This window comes from Kitasatospora sp. NPDC048715 (genome assembly GCF_043198905.1).
In the GTDB taxonomy this organism is placed as follows: Bacteria; Actinomycetota; Actinomycetes; order Streptomycetales; family Streptomycetaceae; genus Kitasatospora; species Kitasatospora lactacystinica.
The window spans coordinates 1-21,167 of record NZ_JBICVH010000031.1; the positions used below are offsets into that span (position 1 = coordinate 1).

General features: G+C 74.5%; 16 protein-coding genes. 12 read left to right on the plus strand and 4 right to left on the minus strand.

Annotated features, from left to right (window positions below; genetic code table 11):
• Positions 1–247 precede the first annotated feature (247 nt).
• From ACGFSC_RS40810 to ACGFSC_RS40845, 8 genes are all read left to right on the plus strand, one after another.
• A complete protein-coding gene (locus ACGFSC_RS40810; RefSeq protein WP_359909222.1) occupies positions 248–1,657 on the plus strand; it encodes a histidine kinase in 1,410 nt (469 codons plus the stop codon).
• Positions 1,609–2,274, plus strand: a complete 666-nt coding sequence (locus ACGFSC_RS40815; protein ID WP_359909220.1) for a response regulator transcription factor — start codon at positions 1,609–1,611, stop codon at positions 2,272–2,274. Before ACGFSC_RS40810 ends, ACGFSC_RS40815 begins: the two co-directional genes overlap by 49 nt.
• Before the next feature lie 220 nt (positions 2,275–2,494).
• Positions 2,495–4,102: a DUF2637 domain-containing protein gene (locus tag ACGFSC_RS40820; RefSeq protein WP_359909218.1), complete on the plus strand. Its 1,608-nt coding sequence runs from the start codon at positions 2,495–2,497 to the stop codon at positions 4,100–4,102.
• 110 nt (positions 4,103–4,212) lie between these two features.
• Positions 4,213–5,502, plus strand: a complete 1,290-nt coding sequence (locus ACGFSC_RS40825) for a DUF6986 family protein (protein WP_359909216.1) — start codon at positions 4,213–4,215, stop codon at positions 5,500–5,502.
• A 132-nt stretch (positions 5,503–5,634) separates the two neighbouring features.
• Positions 5,635–6,291 (plus strand): YigZ family protein, encoded by a 657-nt coding sequence (locus ACGFSC_RS40830; RefSeq protein WP_359909213.1) that lies wholly within the window; start codon positions 5,635–5,637, stop codon positions 6,289–6,291.
• A gap of 300 nt (positions 6,292–6,591) precedes the next feature.
• A complete protein-coding gene (locus ACGFSC_RS40835; RefSeq protein ID WP_359909210.1) occupies positions 6,592–8,622 on the plus strand; it encodes a hypothetical protein in 2,031 nt (676 codons plus the stop codon).
• 114 nt (positions 8,623–8,736) lie between these two features.
• Positions 8,737–10,518, plus strand: a complete 1,782-nt coding sequence (locus ACGFSC_RS40840; RefSeq protein ID WP_359909207.1) for a restriction endonuclease — start codon at positions 8,737–8,739, stop codon at positions 10,516–10,518.
• 273 nt (positions 10,519–10,791) lie between these two features.
• The gene (locus tag ACGFSC_RS40845; RefSeq protein ID WP_359909204.1) at positions 10,792–11,556 is read left to right on the plus strand and encodes a ZIP family metal transporter; all 765 of its coding nucleotides are present in this window, start codon (positions 10,792–10,794) and stop codon (positions 11,554–11,556) included.
• Positions 11,557–11,617: 61 nt separating this feature from the next.
• On the opposite strand, the gene ACGFSC_RS40850 is transcribed toward ACGFSC_RS40845, so the two are convergent.
• Entirely contained in the window at positions 11,618–12,523 is a 906-nt protein-coding gene (locus ACGFSC_RS40850; RefSeq protein WP_359909201.1) for a LysR family transcriptional regulator, read from the minus strand.
• 169 nt (positions 12,524–12,692) lie between these two features.
• Here ACGFSC_RS40850 and ACGFSC_RS40855 point away from each other — a divergent pair, with 169 nt between their 5' ends.
• Positions 12,693–13,634: an EamA family transporter gene (locus ACGFSC_RS40855; protein WP_359909228.1), complete on the plus strand. Its 942-nt coding sequence runs from the start codon at positions 12,693–12,695 to the stop codon at positions 13,632–13,634.
• On the opposite strand, the gene ACGFSC_RS40860 is transcribed toward ACGFSC_RS40855, so the two are convergent.
• Positions 13,549–14,070, minus strand: a complete 522-nt coding sequence (locus ACGFSC_RS40860) for a MarR family transcriptional regulator (protein WP_359909198.1) — start codon at positions 14,068–14,070, stop codon at positions 13,549–13,551. The genes ACGFSC_RS40855 and ACGFSC_RS40860 overlap by 86 nt on opposite strands.
• A gap of 167 nt (positions 14,071–14,237) precedes the next feature.
• Between ACGFSC_RS40860 and ACGFSC_RS40865 the strand changes: the two genes are divergently transcribed.
• Entirely contained in the window at positions 14,238–14,573 is a 336-nt protein-coding gene (locus tag ACGFSC_RS40865) for a DUF2218 domain-containing protein (protein WP_359909195.1), read from the plus strand.
• Here the strand turns inward: ACGFSC_RS40865 and ACGFSC_RS40870 are convergent.
• Both ACGFSC_RS40870 and gabT read right to left on the minus strand, forming a co-directional pair.
• Complete coding sequence (locus ACGFSC_RS40870) at positions 14,543–15,208, minus strand: phosphatase PAP2 family protein (protein ID WP_359909192.1); 666 nt, start codon at positions 15,206–15,208, stop codon at positions 14,543–14,545. The two genes, ACGFSC_RS40865 and ACGFSC_RS40870, sit on opposite strands and share 31 nt — an antisense overlap.
• A gap of 481 nt (positions 15,209–15,689) precedes the next feature.
• Positions 15,690–17,030, minus strand: a complete 1,341-nt coding sequence (gene gabT / locus ACGFSC_RS40875; protein ID WP_359909189.1) for a 4-aminobutyrate--2-oxoglutarate transaminase — start codon at positions 17,028–17,030, stop codon at positions 15,690–15,692.
• Between the two features lie 245 nt (positions 17,031–17,275).
• Here gabT and ACGFSC_RS40880 point away from each other — a divergent pair, with 245 nt between their 5' ends.
• Together ACGFSC_RS40880 and ACGFSC_RS40885 are read left to right on the plus strand one after the other, a co-directional pair.
• Positions 17,276–19,348, plus strand: a complete 2,073-nt coding sequence (locus ACGFSC_RS40880) for an ATP-binding protein (protein ID WP_359909186.1) — start codon at positions 17,276–17,278, stop codon at positions 19,346–19,348.
• A 153-nt stretch (positions 19,349–19,501) separates the two neighbouring features.
• Positions 19,502–21,070, plus strand: a complete 1,569-nt coding sequence (locus tag ACGFSC_RS40885; RefSeq protein ID WP_359909183.1) for a PucR family transcriptional regulator — start codon at positions 19,502–19,504, stop codon at positions 21,068–21,070.
• The last annotated feature ends 97 nt before the right edge of the window (positions 21,071–21,167 follow it).

The following is a 21,167-nucleotide window of genomic DNA, read 5'->3' on the forward strand; positions in this document are numbered from 1 at the left end:
ATGGTACTGCAGGGGGGACCCTGTGGGAGAGTAGGACGCCGCCGAACAATTATTCAGAAGAACCCCCATCCGGGATCCGGATGGGGGTTCTTCGCATTTCCGGACTGTCTCATCGGTCGGTGTCACTTCCTCCACTCGCAGGTGGTCCTAGGTCCACCTCGGGATTGGGGTGCCATGGCCAGTGTGGGTGCTGGACGGTTCGTGAAGACTGATGGAGGACGATCGGTACCGGCATCAGGAGCTTCCCGTGACAACAGTGAGTCGTACGAGCGGCGCGTCCGTACGTGCTCAGGCCCAGGCGGCCTTCAAGGCCGGCGGTGAGGGGCTGGCGCGGCTCGGTGTGGTGGTGTTGGCAGCGGTGCCGGGGGTGGTGCTGCCGGTGGGCGCGGCGATCTTCTCGGGGGCGATAACCGCCCGGCTCCTGCAGTCGTACGACCTGGGGCTCTTCCTCGCGCTTCTGGTGGCAGTGGCCGCCGGTGGTGTGGTGGCCGCAGCCAGCGTCCGCCGTACTGCGAACCGCACCCGCGGCCAGTTTGAGCGCTGGTTCGGCATACGGCTGCCGGCGGTCTACGAGCCCTGGCCGGAGCTGGAGTTGGACGGCCGGGGGCACTGGTGGACGGGCTACACCTACCACCGGTCGCGGACGGTGGCGAAGTACGCGCAGATCGTCCACTGGGGCCTGCGGGACCGGACCACCCGCGGCGAGCTGCTCTGGCTGCTGGTGAACCCGTTCCTCGTGGTGGCCCTGGCCGGCCCGGTGGCCGTCCTGCTCGGGCTGGGCGTCGCCTACGCCCTGTCCTCGCAGGTGCCGGCGGACGACTTCGGCCCGCTGAGCGGCCGGATGGCGTCCATGCTGCTGAGCGTCGTGCTCGGAGCCGCCATGGTCGTCGGCGGCATACTCCTGGCCCCGTTCGCGGTGCGGATGTACGCGGAGGCCGCCCGCCGGGTGCTGGACCAGGACGGCCGGGCGACGCGGGCCCAGCTGACCAGGCGGGTCGTCGAGTTGACCGAGACGCGGGCGGACGCGGCGGGCAGCCAGGCGGCCGAGCTGCGACGGATCGAGCGGGACCTGCACGACGGCGCCCAGGCGCGACTGGTCGCGATAGGGATGACGCTGGGCACCATCGAGCACCTGATGGACACCGACCAGGGGGCCGCGCGGGAGCTCCTGGCCGAGGCTCGCCAGTCCTCGGCCCGGGCCCTCCAGGAGCTGCGGGACCTGGTGCGCGGCATCCACCCGCCGGTGCTCGCCGAGCGCGGACTCGGCGATGCCGTCCGGGCCCTCGCGCTGGACAGCGCGCTGCCGACCGAGGTGTGCGTGAGCCTGCCGGACCGTCCGCCGGCGCCGGTGGAGGCCGCCGTGTACTTCAGCATCTGCGAGCTGCTGGCCAACGCGGCCAAGCACTCGGAGGCGGAGCAGGTCTGGGTGGACATCCTCTACCGGGCGGGCCTCCTGCGGATCACGGTGACGGACGACGGGGTGGGGGTGGCGGACCCTTCGCGGGGGACCGGACTGCGTGGTATCGAGAAGCGATTGGGTACCTTCGACGGTGTCCTCTCCATCGACAGCACGTCGGGCGGACCCACCACCATCACCTTGGAGTTGCCGTGCGAGTTGTCCTCGCCGAGGACCTCTACCTCCTTCGCGAGGGCCTGATCCGGCTGCTGGAAGCGCACGGCTTCACCATCGCCGCGGCGGTGGAGACCGGTCCCGAGCTGCTGGAGGCGCTTCTGACCCACCGGCCGGACGTGGCCGTGGTCGACGTCCGGCTGCCCCCGACGCTCACCGACGAAGGCCTGCAGGCCGCACTCAAGGCACGGCGGGAGATCCAGGGCCTGCCGGTGCTGGTGCTGTCGCAGCACGTCCAGCAGCTCTACGCGCGGGAGTTGCTGGCCGACGGCACCGGGGGGATCGGCTACCTGCTGAAGGACCGGGTGTTCAACGCCGGGCAGTTCATCGACGCGGTCCGCCGGGTGGCGGCCGGCGGCACGGCGATGGACCCGGACGTGATCGCCAAGCTGATGGAGACCACCGCGCGCAGGCCCGGTCCGTTGCTGCGGCTGTCCCCGCGGGAGCGCGAGGTGCTGGAACTGATGGCCGAGGGCTGTTCCAACTCGGCGATCGCCGCCCGGCTGTCGGTGAGCGACGGTGCGGTGGCCAAGCACATCGCCAACATCTTCGGCAAGCTCGACCTCGCCCCGGACGAGGACGCCAACCGCCGGGTGCTGGCCGTACTGGCCTACCTCAACGGCACGGCGAGGCAGACCCGCTGACGGTCCGGCCGGCCCCCGGCGCCGATCCTCACGGTGCCGGGCCGACGTTCGGCCGCCGCACTGTGACACCCCAGGCTGTGGGAACGCTTAAACACGCGTACGAGTAAACTCCGGTGGGCCGAGCCCGGAGGCTGCTCAGCCGTCCGGCGGCCCGACCAACGGGACCCGGCAGCCGAGGCACTGTACGCCAGCGGCCGACATCCAGGGGTTGATAGACGTAATGGCACGCCCAACGCTCACCAAGGCCCATCGTGGCCTGCTCGGCCTGGTCGCGGCCGGTGCATGCATCATTTCGGGCATCGGCTTCGCAGGCTCGTACAACGCGGTGCGCGAGCTGGCCGAGGAGAAGGGCTTCGGCGCCTTCTCCTACGCCTTCCCGATCGGCGTGGACGCCGGCATCGTCGTGCTCCTCGCGCTCGACCTGGTGCTGACCTGGCTGCGGATACCCTTCCCGATGCTGCGGCAGACCGCGTGGCTGCTGACCGTCGCCACCATCGCCTTCAACGCGGCCGCGTCCTGGGGCGACCCGCTCGGCATGGGGATGCACGCGGTCATTCCGGTGCTCTTCGTCGTCGTGGTCGAGGCCTCGCGGCACGCGGTCGGCCGAATAGCGGCGATCACGGCGGACCGCCACATGGAGTCGGTCCGGGTGATGCGCTGGCTCCTCTCGCCGGTGCCGACCTTCCGGCTCTGGCGGCGGATGAAGCTTTGGGAGCTCCGCTCCTACGACGAGGTCATCCGACTGGAACAGAACCGTCTGGTCTACCGGGCGCAGCTGCGTTTCCGGTACGGCCGCGGCTGGCGCCGCTCGGCGCCGATCCAGGCGCTGCTGCCGCTCAAGCTCGCCAAGTTCGGCGTGCCGCTGGACCCGGCGCTGCTCGACCGGCTGGATGACGAGGGCCGTGTGCGCGAGGTCCCGGAGGCGCTGCCGGAGCAGGAGGCGCAGGGGATACCCGGCCAGGAGAACCGCGCCGCCGCGGCCATCGCCCCGGTCGCCGAGGCCCCCGCCCAGCAGCCGCAGCAGCCCCAACAGCCGCAACCCTCGCAGCAGGAGCCGCAGGCCGCCCAGCAGGCCGCTCCGCAGGTCCAGCAGGTTCAGCAGGCTCAGCAGGCTCAGCCCGAACAGGCTGCGGCACAGGCACAGGCACAGGCACCCGCGGCCGTCGCGCCGTTGTCCGCCGAGGTCGCCGCGCCGATGCTCGCGAAGCTGGCCGCCGTCCGGCTGCGGGCCGCCCAGGAGCCGGACGAGGTGGCGGACGCCGTCCCGCAGCCGCGCGGCGAGGAGCTGAACGTCTGGACCGAGCGCCCGGTCCGCACCACCGGCCACCCGGCCGACGCCGCTCCGGGTGGGCGGGTGCCCGGTCAGGCCTCGCCCTGGTTCAAGCCCCCGCGCCCGGTCGCCGAGGAGCCCACCGCCCTCGCCGCCACCGCCTCCACCTCCGCCCCCGAGCCCGAGCCCGGTCCGCAGGCCCAGCACGCGGCCGGCTCGCAGCGGCAGCCCGAGCAGTCCGACCAGCTTGAGCAGCCCGCCGAGCACGAGCAGCAGGTCCCGGCCGAGGAGCGCGTCCACGCCGAGCAGCCGGTCCACGCCGAGCAGCGCGCGGTTGCTCCGGTGCCCGCGCGCCTCGACCCGGACCTCGCCTACGAGGCGCTCGTCTCCTACATGGACAGCTACGGCCACCAGCCCGACCCCCAGCGCCTCGCCGACTGGCTGACCAGGGAGTTCGGCGTCACCGGCAAGGGTCCGGACGGTTCGGTCCACCCCAAGGAGGTCGCCGACCTGTACCCGGAGCTGAACGAGCGCTACGCCGCCGCCGGGAGGGACTGACCGCGGCCGCCACCGTCCGGTGCCGGGGCGGCCATTGACGCCCGTACCCGCCGGAGCTACCTTCGCCTCAACAAACTGTTGAAGCGCTGGTTCGGCATGGAGGAGTGCGGATGACACGGGTCGGGGTCGACGGAAACGGGCCGACGGACGCGGCCTCCTTCTCCACCGCGGCCCGCGCCGCCGTGGAGGCGCTGCTCGCCCCCGTCGACGCCGATCTGGCACGCCGTTACCCGGGCGAACCCGGGACCAGGCAGCCGGTGCACACCGTCTACGTCCCGGCCGACGCCTTCGGTGCCGACACCGTGCGGGAGTGGGGCCGCCGGGCCCTGGAGGCCTTCGACCGGCACGCCGCCACCCCCGCCGAACTGGCCCGCGCCCTCGGCGTCGCGGACGACGAACTGCTCGCCGACGTGCGCGCCCGGGTCCGCGCCAAGCTGGAGCGCGAGCCGATCGAGGACCTGCGGATCGACTTCGAGGACGGCTACGGCCCCCGCCCCGATGCCGAGGAGGACGCGGCCGCGGTCCGCGCCGCCGGGCTGGTCGCCGCCGCGGTGGCCGGGGGCGGCGCCCCGCCGTACCTCGGCATCCGGATCAAGTGCATGGAGGCCGCCGTCCGGGCCCGCGGCATCCGCACCCTGGAGCTGTTCCTGGCCACCCTGCTGGCCCGCGGAGGGCTGCCGGAGGGCCTGGTCCTGACCCTGCCGAAGGTGACCTACGCCGAGCAGGTCACCGCGCTGGTCCGGCTGCTGGAGGACTTCGAGCGCCGGGCCGGGCTGCCCGCCGGCCGGATCGGCTTCGAGATCCAGATCGAGACCACCCAGGCGATCCTCGGCCCGGACGGCCGGGCCACCGTCGCCCGGATGATCGAGGCCGCCGAGGGACGCGCCACCGGCCTGCACTACGGGACCTTCGACTACAGTGCCGCCTGCGGCGTCAGCGCGGCCCACCAGAGCATGGACCACCCGGTCGCCGACCACGCCAAGGCGGTCATGCAGGTGGCGGCCGCGGGCACCGGGGTCCGGCTCTCCGACGGCTCGACCAACGTCGTCCCGACCGGTTCCACCGAGCAGGTGCACGCCGCCTGGAAGCTCCACCACGGCCTGGTCCGCCGCTCGCTGGCCCGCGCGTACTACCAGGGCTGGGACATGCACCCGGCGCACCTGCCCACCCGCTACGTCGCGGTCTACTCCTTCTACCGCGAGGGCCTGGCGGCCGCCGCCGCCCGACTGGCCGCGTACGTCGCGAAGGCGGGCGGCGACGTGATGGACGAGCCGGCCACCGCCCGGGCGCTGAGCGGCTACCTGCTGCGCGGCCTGGACTGCGGCGCCGTCGACCTCGCCGAGGTCGCCGCGCTGACCGGTCTGGACCGCGCGCGGCTGAACGCCCTGGCCGGGCGCTGACCCGTCGGCGGCCCGTGGCCGGTGGCCGGCCGCCGGTCCTCCCGTCGTGCGCCAACTAGGCTGGCGGTGCCGCCCCGGTGTCCCGGGGCGGGCGCCGTCAGCCTTCGCCGTCCTCGGGAGGACCTCCCCGCCATGTCCGCCACGCCGGAGCCCACCGCCAGGCCGTACCTCACCATCCGGCGGGCCGGCAGCCACGAGACCGAGATCAAGAAGTCCCGGTTCATCTGTCACCTCGCCCGGGTCGCCGACGAGGAGGAGGCGCAGGCGTTCATCGCCGGCATCCGCAAGCAGTACTGGGACGCCCGGCACAACTGCACCGCCTTCGTGGTCGGCGACGAGCAGCGCCGCGAGCGCTCCAGCGACGACGGCGAACCCGGCGGCACGGCCGGGGTGCCGATGCTGGAGGTGCTGCGCCGGCGCGGGCTGACCGACACCGTCGCCGTGGTCACCCGGTACTTCGGCGGGATCAAGCTCGGTGCGGGCGGCCTGGTGCGGGCGTACGGCAACGCGGTCTCGGCGGCGGTGGACGGGATCGGCCTGCTGGAGCGGCGGCCGGTCGCGCTGCTCGCGGTGACGGTGGACCACGTCCGGGCCGGGCGGGTGGAGAACGACCTGCGGGCGGCCGGGTACACGGTGAGCGATCTGGCCTACGAGGCCACCGGGGTGCGGATCGAGGTGGGCGTGCCGGAGCCGGACGTGGCGGAGTTCCACACCTGGCTGGCGGAGGCGACCGGCGGTACCGCGGTGGCGGTCCCGGCCGGCCGCACCTATGTCGAGGTGCCGGTCTGAGCGGTGCCGCTCCGAGCGGCAGCGGTCCGGCCGCGGGGCGGGTGGCACCTCGTGGGTCCCGGGGGACGGACGATCCGCGGGACGGCTCGTCGGACGGCCCGTGACCGGCCGTTTCCGGTAGCCCAGGCCTTGCGCCACGCGGAAGAACGCTTGAGCAGATTCACCCGAACGTAGTGTCGTTGCCCGGAGTTGGAACTTCCGCTCCGGGCCGTGGCGTTTCCTGGGCAAGGTTCCGGCAGAACCGGACGAAACCGTCGATGGAGGACACAGGACCCGACCCCGCACCGCGGAGGTATGCGCATGACCTCAGACCGTTCGACCTCGAATCCCCTGTCCGCGACGAACCCGATCTCCAGCCGCCCGACCTCGAACCGTCCGACTTCGTACCACCCGACCTCGAACCACCCGATCGCGAACCGCCCCGCCCCGAACCGCGTCCGCGCGCACGCCGCCGCCGACCTGCCCGGCCCCCGCGGTCCCGCGACGCCCTACCGGATGACGGTCACCACGCTCCTCGGGCACGCCGAGGCCGTCGCCCTGGCCGACGAACAGCTGGCCTCCTGGCTGAAGCAGGAGGGCTACGAGGAGCCCCCACCGGCCCACCGCGCCCCCGTCGGGCAGAGCGCCGAACCGGCTCCTACCGCCGAACCGGCTCCCACCGCCGAGCGCCTCCGCCTGGGCGAGCGCGTCCTGCTCGACCGCGACCTGGGCCCGCTGCGCGAGGGCCCGGGCGCCGGCCGCTACGACCGCCGCCGCCTGCGCACCCCGGCCCCGCACGGCACCCAGCAGCTCACCCTCACCGTGGCCACCGCGGCGGACGGCCCCACCTGGGTCCGGCTGGAGGCCGAGACACACAGCACCGGCAGCGGTGTGCGCACCCCGTGCCGGGTGCCGGTGCCCGAACTCGCCCGCTCGCTCCTCCCGCTGCTCGACGCCACCGACGGCCCGTCCGCCGTCCGCTCCACCCCCCGGGTGATCACGGCCGACGAGGTCGACGCCCTGATCGACGAGCTGTGCGACCCCGAGCGCAGGCTGCCCACGGTGGTGGCCAGCGTCCCGGTGAACCTCCCGCTCGACCGCTGGGTGGAGGACGTGGTGGCCCCGCTCTGCCAGCAGCTGCCCGGCCTCGCCACCACCTACGTGCTGGACCCCGGCGCCCGCACCGGGTTCAACGTCGCGCTGGAGTACCACACCGTCTACGGCGGAGCGGTGCGCACCTACCTGCCCGAGGTCGACCCGGCCTCCCGGCAGGACAGCGCCCGACATCCGGTGCTCGCCCGGGGCCGAATAGAAGAGGACCTGCGCCGCGCCGCCGGGCTGCTCGCCCGCGAGCCGCGCCGCCTGGCCGCGGAACAGCCGCTGCCACCGCCGCTCGCGGCCGTCCCGGTGCTGCGCGTCCCGCCGCCGCAGCTCCGCGAGCCCGCCGAGCGGTCCGCCCAGCAGTCCGCCGAGCAGTCCGCGGAGCAGACCGTCGAGCGGGCATCCGAGCAGGCCGGGCGGACGGCTGGGCACGTCGTCGGGCAGGCCTGCGAACAGGTCGCCGAACGGGCCGCCCCGGACCAGGGTGACGACCTGGCCGCGCTCGTCCGCGAGGAGCAGCAGGACCGCGCGGAGCAGCAGGCCCGGGCCGACGAGCTGGAGCGGGTCCGGCACACCCTGCGCCTGGAACGCCGCGAGCACCGGGACCGGGGCCAGGGCCGGGAGGGCCGCGACGGCCGGGACATCCGGGAGGGCCGCCTCCGCTCCGGAACCCGCGCCCTGACCGGACGCCACTGCGTCGCACCGGGCAGTGGTCCGGTCGTCGGGCCGCACTCCGTCGCCCAGCTCCACGACCACCGGGGCACGCCCGAGACCTTCTCCGAACTCATGGCCAGACTGGGCGAGTTCCCGCTGGTGACCTTCACCGGGGACCAGAAGAACGCGCTCGCCCTGGACGAGCTGCAGTGCGCCGGCGCGGGCTGGGCCCGGCTCGCCTGGGACGGGCTGACCGCCCTCCAGGAGTACGCCGAGGCGGCCGTCCGCGGCGCGGCCGGCGGGGACTTCAAACAGTGGTGCGAGCGAACCCCCGAGGGCTGCCACCGCTTCCCGCCCCGCAAGGCGGTCCGCGGGGAGTCCAGGACGGTGTTCAGCCACACCAAGTGGAAGCGCGAGCGGATGCTGCCGGTGCCGGAATGCGTCGACTCCTCCCGGCGCGCGTTCATGGGCGCGCACCTGCGGATCGGCGGCGGCCGCACCGCGCCCCGGCTGCACTACCTGGACGACTGCTCCGGCAGCGGCCGGATCTACGTCGGCTACATCGGTCTGCACCTCACCAACACCCGGACCAACTGAGCGGCTTGGCTGACCGCTGCGTCCGTTCGGGGGACAATGTCCGGCAGCGGCGGGTCCACAGGTTCGCCGATCGCCCCGGGCAGGCGCCGGACGAGCATGGGGGAACGACGACCGATGCAGTACCCAGCAGACGGCCAGTCCGACGGAACCGCCACCGTCCAGTTCCCCCGGCCGGGCTTCCTCGCCTCGGTCTTCCGCGACCTCGGAGCCGAGGAGGAGCAGGAGCCGGGCGACGCCGCCGCCGGCCGCCCCGGTGGGGGCACGGCCGGTGACGGTCCGTCCGGCGACGGCCCGGCAGGTGGCGATCCGGCAGGTCGCGGTCCAACCGGTGCCGGTCCGTCCGACCCGGACCCCGTCGGCCCCGGCCACGGCCCCGGCCGAGCCGACCACGGAACCGGCCACTCCGGCCAGTCCGGCCCCGCCGAGGCCGACCAGGACGAGGCCGTGGCGGCGCACGCCCGGGCCGCCGCCCTGACCCACCACCGCACCCGCACCGTCCAGGCCGAGCACGACCGGCTGGCCGACTTGCTGCGACGGGCCGCGCTGCCCGTCTCGGCCATGGACTTCGAGAGTCAGCTGCGCCACTACCAGCCCCGCCCCTACCCGGCCGACGGTCCCGCCGCGGCCGAGGACTCCGAGCCCCGCTGGGAGGACTACGCTCCCGCCGAGCCGCCCGCGGCCGACCCGGACAGCGGCCCCTCCCGCCGGCTGCTCGACTCCGGCTACCAGCGCGAGCTGGCCCAGGCCCGGCTCACCCACCAGCGCGCCCTGCGCGAGTGGCGCACCCGCCGGGCCGAGGCCGGAAGCCCGGCCGCCGACGAGTCCCGGCGCGCCCACGAGGCGGCCGAGGAGGCCCGGGCCCGCGCCGTGCGCGAGTACAACGAGAGCCTGGAGGAATGCCGGCGGGCCTACCGGCTGGCCGAACCGGCCGCGGTGGAATCGCTGCTGGAACGGGCGCTGGCCGCCGCCGAGACCGCCACCCAGGACCTGCCCGCCCCCTGCCGGGCGGTCTTCCGCCCGCTCACCCGCACCGCCGTGCTGGACCTCGACCTGCCGCCGCTCGACCTGGTGCCCTCGCTCACCGGCTACCGGCTCGACCCGGACGGCGACATCCGCCCGGTGCCGCGCCCGCCCGCGGACCGGGCCACCGACTACCTGCGGCTGGTCGCCCGGCTCGCCCTGCGCGCCCTCCAGGCCGCCGACGCCGTCGACACCGACGAGATACTCGCCGGCGTCGTCCTCAACGGCTGGCTGCGCGACCCCGCCGCGGCCGAGCCGCTCTGCCTGGTCAGCGTGGACGCCGACCGCGACGCACTGGCCCGCACCCGGCTGCTGCCGCCGGGCACCCCGTACGAGGAACGCGACGACGAGGGCGTCTACGCCGACGCCGAGCAGGACGAGGCCCTGGTGCGGCTGCGCCAGCTCGGCGCCGCCGTCACCCCGGACCCGTACGACCGGGCCGGTGTCCAGCCGGCCGCCCGGGCCGGGGCCACCGTGCCGGCCGCCTCCGACCTGTCCGCCAACGAGTTCGCCCAGCTGGTGCGGGACCTGCTGACCAGGGGCGGGATCGCGCAGTGGAGCGTCCGGCTGCGCGGCCCGGCCGGGCTGGTCGCCACCGGCGAGGGCGCGCCCGGGACCGCGCTGCCCGGCCGCTGGGTGGTCTGGGCCTCCCGGGACACCGCGTCGGTCGGCGCCGAGCAGATCGAGACCCTGGCCGAGGCGGTCGGGGAGGAGTCCGCCGAGCGCGGGCTGCGGCTGACCACCGGCCGCTTCACCGAGGAGGTGCTGGACCTCACCGCCGAGGAGAGCCACCGTCACATCCACCTGATCGACGGCGACGGCGTCCGCGAACTCGCCCACACCCACCTCGGCCTGCCGCTCGCCACCGGCGGCTGACGGGCCCCTCGCCCCGGCGGGGCGGCCTCACTCCGACAGCCCAACCGGCGGCCCATCCGGGGGGCGCCCGAGCGGGCCCGGGCCGAGGCTGGGGGCACGGCTCCCGGTCGGGCCCGGCACCCCGGGTGATCGCCGTCGAACGGGCGTCCGGTACGGTCGGCGGTCGGCCCGGTCACGGGCGGATCCCAGGGGGAGAGGAATGGGCAGAACGCTCGGCGGACCACCCGGTGAAGGCCCCGGCCACCAGGCCGGACCCGGGACGGAGTCGGCCCGATGACCGCGGTACTGGTCGCCGCCGCGGCGTTCCTGATGACCCTCGTCGGCGGCTTCGTGGCCCAGCGCACCCGCGACCGCCGCCACCTGGTGCTCGGCTTCGCCGCCGGTCTGATGCTCGGCGTCGTCGCCTTCGACCTGCTGCCCGAGGCGATCCACCAGGCCCCGAACGAACTGCACGGCGTCCCGCAGGCGCTGCTGATGTTCGCGGCCGGCTTCCTCACCATCCACGTGATCGAGCGCGCGGTCGCCATCCACCGCGGCCACGAGGGCGAGTACGCCGCGCACTCCCACGGCCACCAGCACGGGCACACCCGCTCCGTCGGGCACCAGGGCGTCGGGATGACCGCCGCACTGGCCCTGGTCGGGCACAGCGTCATGGACGGCTTCGCGATCGGCGCCGCCTTCCAGGCCGGCACCACGGTCGGCACGGTGGTGGCCATCGCGGTGGTCGCGCACGACTTCGCCGACGGCTTCAACACGTACACGATCACCCGGCTGTACGGGAACAACCGGAGGCGGGCGCTGACCCTGCTCGCCGCCGACGCACTGGCCCCGGTGTCCGGCGCGGCGATCACCCTGGCGTTCACCATCCCGGCGCACCTGCTCGGCCTCTACCTGGGCTTCTTCTCCGGCTTCCTGCTCTACCTGGCGACCTCGGACATCCTCCCCGAGGCGCACAGCCCGCACCCCTCGCGCACCACCCTGCTCTGCACCGTGGCCGGGGTCGGCTTCATGTGGCTGGTGATCGGCTTCGCCGGCTGAGGCCCGTACGAGGCCCGTACGAGGCCCCGGGCCCCCGCGATGCCCTCGAACACGGCGGCCCTCAGGCCGGAAGCCGCCCCCAGCACTCCCGCATCGAGGCCAGCGCCTCGGTGATGGCCGGACGCCGGGAGGCCTGGGAGCGCCAGAGCGCGAACACCCGGCGGCCGGGCTCCGGCGCCACCCGGCGGACCGCCACCCCGGGCGGCAGCGGGCCCCGTCCGAGCCTGGGCACCAGACCCATGCCCAGACCGGCCGCGACCAGGGCGATCTGCGTCTCGAACTCCCCGACCTGGTAGCGCACGTCCGGCTCCTCGCCGGCCTCGCGCAGCGTGCGGACCAGCCAGTCGTGGCAGATGTTGCCCGGCGGCACGCTGATCCAGCGCTGCCCGCACAGCCGCTCCACCGGCACCGGGTCGAGCGCGGCCAGATCGTCGTCGGCGGGCAGCAGCAGGTCCACCGGGTCCGTGCCGAGGTCCATCCGGGAGACCCCCTCCTGCACCGGCAGCGGCACGGTCGGCCAGTCCTGCACCAGTGCCAGGTCCACCTCGCCCCGGGCCACCAGTTCGGCCGCCGGGTAGGGGTCGCGCTCCAGCAGCCGGACGTCCAGCTCCGGGCAGCGCCGCCGCAGATCGGCCAGCGCCCCGGGCATCAGTCCGCGGGCACCGGACGGGAACGCGGCCACCAGCAGCCGCCCGACGGCCCGGCCGCGCTGCTCCTCCAGCCGCACCTCGGCCTGCTCCACCAGCCCCAGCACGGTCCGCGCGGTGACGGCCAGCTCGCGCGCCGCGTCGGTCAGCACCACGCCACGGCCCTGCCGTTCCAGCAGCACCGTGCGGGTCTCCCGCTCCAGCTTGGCGATCTGCTGCGAGACCGCCGAGGGGGTGAAGCCGAGCGCGGCCGCCGCCCCGCCGACCGAGCCGTGCACCGCCACCGCGTGCAGCGCCCGCAGGCGCCCCAGATCCATCATGCAGTGATCCTAAAGTGTCCGCTTCAGTATTCATCGCTGGTGCTACACGGTCCGGGGTCGCCATGCTCGACCCATGACCGCGACAACCGCCGCCGCCCCGAGCGGCCGCACCAGCACGGGCAGCACCGGCAGCACGAGTGGCACGAGTGGCAACGGCGGTCCGGGCGGCATGAGCCCGCGCCACATCGCCCTGGCCGTCCTGGTGGCCGCCGTCTGGGGCCTCAACTTCGTCCTGATCCACATCGGCCTGGACAGCTTCCCGCCACTGCTCTTCTGTGCCCTGCGGTTCGCCGCCGTCGCGGTGCCGGCGGTCTTCTTCGTCGGCCCGCCCAGGGTCGCCCGGCGCTGGGTGGTGGCGGTCGGCGTGGTCCTCGGGGTGGTCAAGTTCGGGCTGCTCTTCCTCGGCATGCACGCCGGGATGCCGGCCGGACTCTCCTCCCTGGTGCTCCAGGGGCAGGCCGGCTTCACCGCGCTGTTCGCCGCCCTACTGCTGCGCGAGCGCCCCGGCCGGCAGCGGCTGGCGGGCCTGGCGGTCGCCTTCGCCGGCATCGCGCTGAGCGCCTGGGACCAGGGCGCGGGCGGACCGCTCGGGGCCTTCGCCCTGGTCGTCCTGGCCGCCCTCGCCTGGGGCCTGGCCAACGTGCTGACCCGCAGGGCCGCGCCGCCGGACGCCCTGCGCTGGATGGTCTGGGTCAGCGCCGTCCCGCCGCTGCCGCTGCTGGGCCTGTCCCTGCTGGTCGAGGGGCCCGACGCGGACCTGCGCGCCCTGCGCGGGATCACCCCGGCCGGACTGGGCGCGATCGGCTACGTCGGGCTGGTCTCCACCCTGTTCGGCTTCGTCGCCTGGAGCTTCCTGCTGCGCACCTACGACGCGACCGCCGTCGCGCCCTACTCGCTGCTGGTCCCGGTGTTCGGGATGTCCTCGGCCTGGCTGCTGCTGGGCGAGCGGATCAGCCCGACCGCCGCCGCGGCCGCGCTGCTGGTGATCGCCGGGATCGGGATCACCGCGCTGCGGCCGGGGGCCGCTACCGGCGTGGTGGCCCGGCTTCGAGGAAGCGGGCCTCGGCCGAGCGCAGCACCCGCAGCAGCACCTCCTCGTCGGCGGGGCTGACCTCGCCGAAGTACTCCTGCGCCACCTCGTCCCGGACCTGCCCGATCCGCTCCACCGCCGCCCGGCCGGCCTCGGTCAGCAGGATCCGCACCGCCCGCCGGTCGGCCGGGTCGGGGCTGCGCTCGACCAGGCCGGCCTCCTCCAGCGCGTCGACCACGGTGGTCGCCGAGCGCGGGGCGATGTGCAGCTTGTCGGCGAGGTCGCTCAGCCGCATCGCGTGGTCCGGCGTCTCGCAGCCGGGGACGTGGGCGAGCGTGCGCAGCGCCCGGGCCTGGCCGGGGGTGATGCCGTACGGCTCCAGCCGCCAGCCGGTCTGACGGCGGATCCGCTTGATCGCCCTGGTCATCGCGTCGGCCAGTTCGGCGGCGGTGTCCGGGGTGCCGGACCGGGGGCCGGAGGAGGGGTCCGCCGGTTCGTCGGTCGGCGTGGTGGTCATCGGCGGTCTCCTCGGCTGGCGTCCGCCCAAGGGTAGCCGTCGGTCCGGGGCCCGCGGCCGGCGGCGGAGGGTGATCGCGGAAATATGTTGAGCTTAGCTCAGTATCTGGGTTAGCGTTGCCCCGAGTGAGGGGACCCTAAGTTCCCCTCCCCGACCTTGGAGGACCCATGCCCCGCTCCGAAGCCCGCGTCGCCACCGACCGCCCGGGCCGTTACGCCAAGCAGCTCACCGCCCACATGGGGCGCAAGATCGAGGCCGTCTACTCGGAGGAGACCGGCCGCGGCACGATGGTCTTCGGCGCCGGCACCGCCACCCTGGAGGCACAGCCCGACGCGCTGCTGCTCACCGTCGAGGGCGAGCGCGAGAACCTGCCCGGCCTGGAGGACGTCGTCGGCCGCCACCTGGTCCGCTTCGGCGCCCGCGACGAACTCGTCATCGCATGGCACCGGGACAACGGCGAGCCCGGCCTCGTTCACCGCAACGAAGAGGCCCCCGAGGCCTGACGCCCCCCGGAACCCGGCCGGGGCAGCCACCGGGCGAACGCCCACAGCACCAGGACGGCCAGGCACCAGCTCGCCACCACGTCCAGCAGCCAGTGGAAATCGCTCCACACCAGCCCCGCGCCCACCCCGAGCGACAACAGCACCGCACCCGCCGTCAACCCCCGGACGGCGCGCGGCCCCGCCACCCGGGCCAGCAACAGCGCCGCCACCCCGTACGCGACCGTCGCGGTCGCGGTGTGCCCGGACGGGTACCAGCCCCACTGGCCCGCCGCCAGCGGCTCCCCGAGCGGACCCGGCCGGGCGAAGGCCGACTTCGCCGGGACCACCAGCAACGGGATCAGCACCGCCGTCAGCGCCGCCACCGGCAGCGGCAGCCACCAGCGCCCGGCCCCGGCCCGGCGCCCGAGCCACGCGGCCAGAGCACCGGCCAGCAGCAGCACCGGGACCGCCGGAACGCTGCTGCCCAGGTCCGACAGGAGGAGACCGAGCCGGTCGAGCAAGGCGTTCGGGAAGTCCCGATGGGCCGAACGGACCGCCCGGCGGACCCAGCGGTCCACGCCGAGCAGCGGCCCCTCCGCCGCGACCTGCCAGGACACCACCACCAGCAGCACCGCCGCGACCACCGGCACCGCCACCGACCGCGCCACCCGGCCCGGAACGGCGGACAGCCGCCCCGGAGCAGGGGGGAGAGCTCCGGGGCGGCTCTGATGATCGCCGTTCCGCGCGCCCCGGGGGGTGTGGGTCGGACGGTCGGTCGATCGGCCTTCGGTGGGCGCCGACCCTCCCGGGCCGGCCTGGTCGTCCTCGTGCGGCACCCGCGCGACCGGCCCCGGAAGGGGCCCCGCGGACGGCCGCGCCAACGGCTGAGGCTCGCTGTCCATCTGCGATGACACTACGTCAACAGCCTTTCCGCGCCGAGCGCCTTCAGCGATTCCGCACATCATCTTCACCCCGCGCCGGGCCACCTCCGGGGCGCCCCGTCGATCATGCCCGGACCGCCCGCGCGGCACGCCGGAAACCGAACGGCCCGTGCGGACCAAGAGGTCCCCACGGGCCGTTCAGCGCTGTCCGGACAACCCTCCGGCGGGGGGTTCACGACCTGACGGGCGACACCGCTCAGAGGGCGGCGAACGCACCCTCCAGGATGTCCAGGCCCTCGGTCAGCAGGTGCTCCGGCATGACCAGCGGCGGCAGGAAGCGCAGCACGTTGCCGTAGGTGCCGGCGGTCAGCACGACCAGGCCCTCGGCGTGGCAGGCCTTGGCGATGGCCGCGGTGGCCGCCGCGTTCGGCTCCTTGCCGCCCGGCAGCACCAGCTCGACGGCGATCATCGCACCGCGGCCGCGGACCTCACCGATGATCTCGTACTTCTCCTGCATGGCCCGCAGGCGGCCCAGCATGATCTCGCCGATCCGCTGCGCCTTGCCGTTGAGGTCCAGCTCCTTCATGGTCTCGATGGCGCCCAGCGCGGCGGCGCAGGCCACCGGGTTGCCACCGTAGGTGCCACCCAGACCACCGGTCTGCGCGGCGTCCATGATCTCGGCGCGGCCGGTCAGCGCGGACAGCGGCAGACCGCCGGCGATGCCCTTCGCGGTGGTGATCAGGTCCGGGACGATGCCCTCGTCCTCGCACGCGAACCACTGGCCGGTGCGGCAGAAACCGGTCTGGATCTCGTCCGCGACGAACACGATGCCGTTCGCCTTCGCGAACTCCACGATCGCCGGCAGGAAGCCCTTGGCCGGCTCGATGAAGCCGCCCTCGCCCTGGATCGGCTCGATGATGATCGCGGCGACGTTCTCGGCACCGATCTGCTTGTTGATCGCGTCGATCGCCTGGGCCGCGGCCTCGGCGGCGGCGTTCTCCGCACCGGTCAGCCAGCGGTACGGGTAGGCGACCGGCACCCGGTAGACCTCGGGGGCGAACGGACCGAAGCCCTGCTTGTACGGCATGTTCTTCGCCGTCAGCGCCAGGGTCAGGTTGGTGCGGCCGTGGTAACCGTGGTCGAACACCACGATGGCCTGGCGCTTGGTGTAGGCACGGGCGATCTTCACCGCGTTCTCGACGGCCTCGGAACCCGAGTTGAACAGCGCGGTGCGCTTCTCGTGGTCACCCGGGGTCAGCTCGTTCAGCTGCTCGGCGACCGCCACGTAACCCTCGTACGGGGTCACCATGAAACAGGTGTGCGTGAAGTTGCCCAACTGCTCGGTCGTCCGGGCCACCACGGCCTCGGCGCTGTTGCCGACGTTCGTCACGGCGATGCCGGAACCGAAGTCGATCAGCGAGTTGCCGTCCACGTCCTCCAGCACGCCGCCGTTGGCACGGGACACGTACACCGGCAGGGTGGTGCCGACACCGGCCGCCACCGCACCCAGCTTGCGGGCGTGCAGCTCCTGCGACTTCGGACCGGGGATCGCGGTGACCAGGCGGCGCTCCTGCGGGAGCGGCGTTGCGGCGCTCATGGGGTTTCTCCAGACTTCTCGGCTCGGTGCTTCGCAGGCTACGGCCGCCCTCCCCACCCGGGCACGCGCCACTCGGTAGCAGTGCGCCGTCCGACTTGTCCGGCACGGCCAGCGCGGGCGGCACGACTGCCCGCAGGCCACGCTCCACTACCCTGAGCGCGGGCGTGTCGCCGGTACGGCGGCATGGGTATGGCGGCACCGACGGCGGTCGGGCCGGGCGGGCGGGCGAGGGAGCGGGGCCGTACATGGCACAGGACGGGGCACACCACCACGGCGAGCACACCACCACCAGCCCCCCGAGCCCCCTGCCCCACCAACGCCCCGGCGGGGGCACCGCCCCCTTCGACCTCGCCGCCTGGGCCTGCGCCCCGCGCCCCGACGCCGAACCGGGCGTCTACCGGCTCGGCTACCGCCGCCTCGACCCGGAGCGGGCGGAGGCGGCCAAGGTCGCCACCTGGCCGCTGCTGCTGCGGGCGGGGCTGAACGCGGTGGTGGGGTGGCTGGCTTTCGTCTACGGCGTTGAGTTCGCTACGGACGGGGCGACGGTGATCGGAATACTTCCGTCGAAATCGGCCTTCGTCGCGACCTCGGTGGTCCTCACGCTGAACGTCCTGGTGATGGGCATCGTCATCAAGGTTTTCGGCCGAATGGGCCGCTGGCCCGAGGTGTGGCGCCGCTACGTCACTCCGCTGCTGTCGCGCACGGTGACGCAGGAGCGGCCCGTCGAGGAGGACGCCCCGGGGGCGGCCGAGGGTGTGCGGGGGCAGGATCCGTGGGACGGGCTGCGCCGGGGCGGTGCGGTCGGGGCGGCGGCCCGGCTGGACGGTGAGGCCGTGGGGGACGTCGACTACGTGCGGATCCGGCGTGCCTGGGAGTCCGCCCAGGCGGACCCGGTGTTCGTGCCCGCCTTCGCCGAGCAGGTGGCTTCCCGCGGTGCGGCGGCCTTCGCCCATCCTTCCGAGTCGCGCGAGCTGCCCGGCCGTGCCGAGCGGCACGATCTGCTGCTCGGCCAGGTCCGGCTGGGCACCGCGCAGGACGTCCCGAAGAACCCGTTGGGCCACCGGGCGGCCGGTTTCGCGCTGGACCCGGCGGTGCTGGGCACGTCGCTGCTGGCGGTGGGCCCGGCCGGTACGGGGAAGACGGCGCGGCTGGCCCGGCCGGTGGCGGAGGCGTTGTGCCTGCAGGCGTTGTCGGGTACGGCCTGTGCGGTGGTGGTCGGGGCGGCGGACGCCGATCTCGGCCCGGACGACTGGTACGACGTGGTGATCGCGCCCGGTGATCCGTCCTCGCTGTACGGGCTGGACCTCTACGGCGCCGCACGGGACCCCGACGAGGCGGCCGCCCGGCTGGCCGAGGCGTTGCTGCCGGACGAGCTGACCGCCCGCGCGGAGCACGCCCGGACCGTGTTGCAGCAGGTGGTGGGCCCGTTCCACGCGGCGTACGGCCGTTACCCGGGGGTGCGGGAGCTGCGGGCGCTGCTGGCGGGTGAGCCGGATGTGCTGGCGCCCCTGGTGAAGGCGCTCGGGGTGGCCGGCCGGCTGGCCGTCCACGAGCGGGACCTGGAGCACCGGGAGCGGCAGCGCGACCGGGCGGACGACCCCGGGGCGCTGCTGGCGGACCGGCTGGCGCTGTTGGAGCGGCCCGCCTTCGACGGGGCCTTCGCGACCGACGGAACCGGTCGGCCCCCGTTCGCGATGCGGGTGCTGGACCATCCGCTGCGGGTGCGGGTGAAGTTGCCCGAGCGGAGTCATCCGGAGGCGGCGCGGATGCTGTCCCGGCTGGTGGTGGGGCAGTTCGTGCAGGCGGCCGGGGCCCGCGAGGACCGTTCGCTGTTCGCGGGCCTGGTGGTGGACGACGCCTCGGCGGCGCTGGACGCCACCGCGGTGCGCGGCCTGCAGCGGATGCGCGGGGCGAACGCGGGCGCGGTGCTGTTGCTGCGGACGCTGGTGGACCTGCCGGAGGCGCTGCGGGCTCCGCTGTTCGGCGCGGTCGGCTGCCGGATGGCGTTCCCGGGGATCGCGCCGTGGGACGGGAAGCTGTTCTCGGAGGCCTGGGGGACGCACCTGGTGCAGGAGACCGCGGTCACCCACACCCCCGACACCTCCGGTGGGGTGATACGGCGGGCCGGGCGGGTCGGGCGGAAGGCGTTGTCGGGGACGACGGCGCAGACGGAGTCGGTGACGACGCGGGATGTGGAGCGGCTGCGGTGGTCGCCGTCGGATCTGGCGCACGCGCTGCCGGCGGGGCATGCGGTGGTGTCGTTGACGGCGGTGTCGGGGGAGCAGGTGCCGCCGTTGCTGGTGGATCTCCGGGGTTGACGGCGGGCTGCCGGGGAAGTCGCCTTCGAGGTGGATTCGGCAGTGCGGGTTGTCCGGGGCGTCCATAATGAAGGGGAGAGACCCTCACCAGTCCCACGTCCCTCTCCTCGCCCGGCCGCAACGGCGCGGTCAGGTCGATCCTTCGAAGGTGCCATGCCCCCCACACTCGCCTCCGTCGTCCGTAACACGTCGCTCCATCTGACGGTCCTCGCCGGTGCGGATCACCTGGAACGTCCGGTCCGCTGGGTGCACACCAGTGAGCTGGACGATCCGACGCCGTTCCTGGAGGGTGGCGAGCTGCTGCTCACCACCGGTATCAAGCTGGGCCGTACGGCGGCGCAGTTGCAGGCGTATGTGCACCGGTTGGCCGACGCGGGGGTGGTCGGGCTGGGGCTGGGGGTGGGGTTGTCGCACACGGAGGTGCCACAGCCGCTGGTGGACGCGGCGGCGCAGCGGGGGCTGCCGCTGTTGCGGGTGCCGGAGCCGACGCCGTTCATCGCGATCAGCAAGGTGGTGTCGGCGGCGCTGGCCGCGGAGCAGTACGAGGCGGTGACGACCAGCTTCGAGGCGCAGGAGGAGCTGACCCGGGCGGCGCTCGGCAAGGACGGTACGACGGCGGTGGTGCGTCGGCTGGCGGCCCGGCTGGGGGGTTGGGCGGCGCTGTACGACGGGTCGGGCGCGTTGTCGGTGGTGGCGCCGGACTGGGCGGCGCGCCGGGCGGGGCGGCTGGCGGCGGAGGTGGACCGGCTGCGTCGGCGGCCGGCGCCGTCGAGTGCGGCGTTGCAGGGGCGCGCGCCGGGGATAGACACGGCGGACGAGGACTACGTGGTGGTCCAGTCGCTGGGGGCGGACCGGCGGGCCCGGGGCTTCCTGGCGGTCGGGACCGAGGACCGGATCACGCCGACCGAGCGGTATGTGCTGAACGCGGCGGTGGCGTTGCTGACCCTCACCCTGGAGCGGTCGCGGGAGCTGCGGCAGGCCGAGGAGCGGATGGGCGCGGCGCTGCTGCGGATGGTGCTGGCCGGTGAGGTGGCGACGGCCCGCCAGGTGGCGGTGGGGTTGTTCGGGGGGCTGCCGGAGGGGACGATACGGGTTCTGGTGGCGGGGGCGGGGCCGGCGAACGCGGATGCCGCGGAGGCGCTCGGGGAGCTGGGCGACCGGGCCGAGCAGGCGGGCGCCCGGGTGGGGGAGAAGCTGCTGGTGGCGCGGGAGGACGGTGCGCACGGGCAGCGGCTGATGGTGCTGGCGTTGGACAACGGCGCGGTGCACCGGGCTTGTCTGGGCACGGTGGAGGAGCACGAGGGCCTGTCGTTGGGTGTCTCGGCGCCGGCCGCGCTGGAGGAGGCCGGGACGGCGCACGCGCAGGCCGAGCGGGCGTTGGCGGTGGCGTTGCGCGGCGGCCGCCGGTCGGTGGACCACGAGGAGGTCGGCGCGGGGTCGCTGCTGCCGCTGCTGGGGGAGGACGCGGTGACGGCCTTCGCGGAGGGGTTGCTGCGGCCGTTGCGGGAGCACGACCGGACGGCCCGCGGGGATCTGGTGGCGTCGTTGCGGGCGTGGTTGTCCCGGCACGGCCAGTGGGACGCGGCGGCGGCGGACCTGGGGGTGCACCGGCACACGCTGCGCTACCGGATGCGCCGGGTCGAGGAGCTGCTTGGGCGCTCGCTGGACGACACGGACGTGCGGATGGAGCTGTGGCTGGCGCTGCGTTCCGGCGAGGAGTGACGTACGAGGTGGCACGGGCGGTTCACGCGGCGGACGAGGCGGGCGGCTCACGCGGCGGGCGGCGGGACGCGGACCGCGCCCCGGTAGGACGTGGTGG